General features: G+C 66.3%; 3 protein-coding genes. All 3 read right to left on the bottom strand.

All coding sequences use genetic code 11. From position 1 onward, the window contains the following. Window positions 1–210: potassium-transporting ATPase subunit C (locus ACIA8E_RS41595; protein ID WP_399307267.1), on the bottom strand; the 210-nt coding region annotated here is incomplete at its 3' end. Window positions 211–215: 5 nt separating this feature from the next. Next, entirely contained in the window at window positions 216–2,351 is a 2,136-nt protein-coding gene (gene kdpB, locus ACIA8E_RS41590) for a potassium-transporting ATPase subunit KdpB (protein WP_399307265.1), read from the bottom strand. Beyond that, window positions 2,348–3,451, bottom strand: a 1,104-nt coding sequence (kdpA, locus tag ACIA8E_RS41585) for a potassium-transporting ATPase subunit KdpA (protein WP_399307263.1), incomplete at its 5' end; no start/stop codon positions are given. The genes kdpA and kdpB, both read right to left, overlap by 4 nt.

Below are 3,451 nucleotides of genomic sequence, written 5' to 3'. Positions count from 1 at the left end.
CGGCAGGTTGTACGTCTGGCCGATGAGTTCGGAGCCGACGACCTTGCCCCCCGACTTGATCTCGGACCCGTTGGCCTTGTCGTTGAACAGGGCCTGGCCCACCCCGGTGACAGCGAGCGGATAGAGGACGCCTGTCACCACGGTCAGGACGAGCAGGGCCCGGAGCGCCGCCCCGACCAGCCTTGCGGTGCTGTTGAAAGAGTTGTTCATCGCGATCAGCCGATTCCGGGAATGAGGGAGAGGATCAGGTCGATGATCTTGATGCCGATGAACGGGGCGATCAGGCCGCCGAGTCCGTAGATCCCGAGGTTGCGGCGGAGCATCGAGTCGGCACTGCTCGGCCGGTAACGCACGCCCTTCAGAGCGAGCGGCACCAGCGCAATGATGATCAGCGCGTTGAAGATGACCGCGGACAGGATCGCGGACTGCGGCGAGGACAGCTGCATGATGTTCAGCTTGTCCAGGCCCGGGTAGACGACCGCGAACATCGCCGGGATGATCGCGAAATACTTCGCGACGTCGTTGGCGATCGAGAAGGTCGTCAGCGCACCGCGGGTGATCAGCAACTGCTTGCCGATCTCGACGATCTCGATGAGCTTGGTCGGGTTGGAGTCCAGGTCCACCATGTTCCCGGCCTCCTTGGCGGCCGAGGTACCGGTGTTCATCGCCACGCCGACATCGGCCTGAGCGAGCGCGGGCGCGTCGTTCGTACCGTCACCGGTCATCGCGACGAGCTTGCCGCCCGCCTGCTCACGCTTGATGAGGGCCATCTTGTCCTCGGGCGTGGCCTCGGCGAGGAAGTCGTCGACCCCCGCCTCCTCGGCGATGGCCTTCGCGGTCAGCGGGTTGTCGCCCGTGATCATCACGGTACGGATACCCATCCGGCGCAGCTCGTCGAACCGCTCCCGCATGCCTTCCTTGACGACATCCTTGAGATGGATGACGCCGAGGACCCGGGCGCCCCGCTCGTCGTCGACGGCGACGAGCAGCGGCGTGCCACCGGCCTGGGAGATCCGGTCGGTGAGCGTGCGGGCGTCCGGCGAGACGGTGCCGCCCCGCTCCTCGACCCAGGCGAGCACCGAGCCGGTCGCACCCTTGCGGATCCTGCGTCCCTCGACGTCCACCCCGCTCATACGGGTCTGTGCGGTGAAGCCGACCCACTCGGCCCCGACAAGCTCGCCCTGGTGACGCTCGCGAAGCCCGTACCCGTCCTTGGCCAGTACGACGACGGAGCGGCCCTCGGGCGTCTCGTCGGCGAGCGAGGAGAGCTGGGCGGCATCCGCCAGCTCGGCCTGCGTGGTGCCCTTGACGGGCACGAACTCGGCGGCCTGCCGGTTGCCGAGGGTGATCGTGCCGGTCTTGTCGAGCAGCAGCGTCGACACATCACCGGCAGCCTCGACCGCGCGCCCCGACATCGCGAGCACATTGCGCTGGACGAGGCGGTCCATGCCCGCGATCCCGATCGCGGAGAGCAGCGCACCGATCGTGGTCGGGATCAGACACACCAGCAGCGCGGTCAGCACGATCATCGACTGCCGCTGTCCCGCGTAGATCGCGAACGGCTGCAGAGTGACGACCGCGAGCAGGAAGACGATCGTCAAGGACGCGAGGAGGATGTTCAGCGCGATCTCGTTGGGCGTCTTCTGCCGGGAGGCACCCTCCACCAGACTGATCATCCGGTCGATGAACGTCTCACCGGGCTTCGTGGTGATCTTGATGACGATGCGGTCGGAGAGCACCTTCGTGCCACCGGTGACCGCACTGCGGTCGCCGCCCGACTCCCGGATCACCGGCGCCGACTCCCCCGTGATGGCCGACTCGTCGACGCTGGCGACACCCTCGACGACGTCACCGTCGCCGGGGACGATGTCACCGGCCTCGCAGACCACCAGGTCACCGATACGCAGACCGGTGCCGGGCACCTGCTCCTCGGTCCTGCCGTCCCTGGACAGCCGGCGCGCGACGGTGTCGGTCTTCGCCTTGCGCAGCGTGTCGGCCTGGGCCTTGCCGCGGCCCTCGGCGACCGCCTCCGCCAAGTTGGCGAAGATCGTGGTGAGCCAGAGCCACCCGGCGATCGCCCACCCGAACCAGTCCGTCGGGTCCAGGGCAGCCAGAACGGTGGTGAGCACCGAACCGGCCAGCACCACGAACATCACCGGCGACTTGACCATCACCCGCGGGTCGAGTTTCTTGACGGCGTCCGGGAAGGACTTGAGCAGCTGCTTCGGATCGAACAGACCCGCGCCGACGCGTCCCTCGTCCTTGTGGCCGGTCGGCGCGTCCTGGTGCGGCGCCCGGGTCGCAGTGATGGTGGACATCGAGTCCTCTTGCTTCTCTGTGCGAGTGGTCATGACGCCAGCCCCTCGGCCAGCGGTCCCAGCGCGAGCGCCGGGAAGTAGGTCAGACCGGTGACGATCAGGATCGTGCCGACCAGCAGACCCGTGAACAGCGGCTTCTCCGTCCGCAGGGTGCCAACGGTCGCCGGGACCGGCCTCTGCTCAGCCAGCGAACCCGCCAGCGCCAGCACGAACACGATCGGCAGGAACCGGCCCAGCAGCATCGCGAGCCCGATCGTGGTGTTGAACCACTGCGTGTCCGCGTTCAGACCCGCGAACGCCGAACCGTTGTTGTTCGCACCCGAGGTGTAGGCATACAGAATCTCGGAGAACCCGTGCGCACCGGAGTTCGTCATCGAGTTCACCGGAGTCGGCAGAGCCATCGCCGCAGCGGTGAAGCACAGCGCCAGCGCCGGGGTGATCAGGATGTAACAGGCCGCGAACTTGATCTCACGCGTCCCGATCTTCTTCCCGAGATACTCCGGCGTACGGCCGACCATCAGACCCGCGATGAACACCGCGATGATCGCCATGATCAACATGCCGTACAGACCCGACCCCGTACCACCCGGAGCGATCTCACCCAGCTGCATACCCAGCATCGTGATACCACCACCGAAACCGGTGAACGAGGAATGGAACGAGTTCACCGCACCCGTCGAGGTCAGCGTGGTCGCCACCGCGAAGATCGACGAACCACCCACCCCGAACCGGGTCTCCTTGCCCTCCATCGCCCCACCCGCGATGTCGAACGCCGGCCCACCATGGTGGAACTCGGTCCACATCATCAACGCGGTGAAACCCAGCCAGATAGTGGCCATGGTCGCGAGGATCGCGTAACCCTGCCTGAGGGAACCGACCATCCGGCCGAAAGTGCGGGTCAGCGCGAACGGAATGACCAGGATCAGGAAGATCTCAAGAAGATTCGAGAGCCCGTTGGGGTTCTCGAACGGGTGGGCCGAGTTCGCGTTGAAATAACCACCACCATTGGTACCCAGCTCCTTGATCGCCTCCTGCGAAGCGACCGCACCACCGTTCCACTGCTGCGAGCCGCCCATGAACTGGCCGACCCCGTGGATACCGGAGAAATTCTGGATCGCACCGCACGCCACCAG

Source organism: Streptomyces sp. NPDC051664 (assembly GCF_044453545.1).
In the GTDB taxonomy this organism is placed as follows: domain Bacteria; phylum Actinomycetota; class Actinomycetes; order Streptomycetales; family Streptomycetaceae; genus Streptomyces.
The sequence above is the reverse complement of the archived record's forward strand: the minus strand, read 5'-3'. Positions and strand labels throughout refer to the sequence as shown.

Excerpts from the sequence above, each read along its gene's own strand:
- kdpB (WP_399307265.1), bottom strand. The coding sequence starts at position 2,351 with ATGACCACTCGCACAGAGAAGCAAGAGGACTCGATGTCCACCATCACT.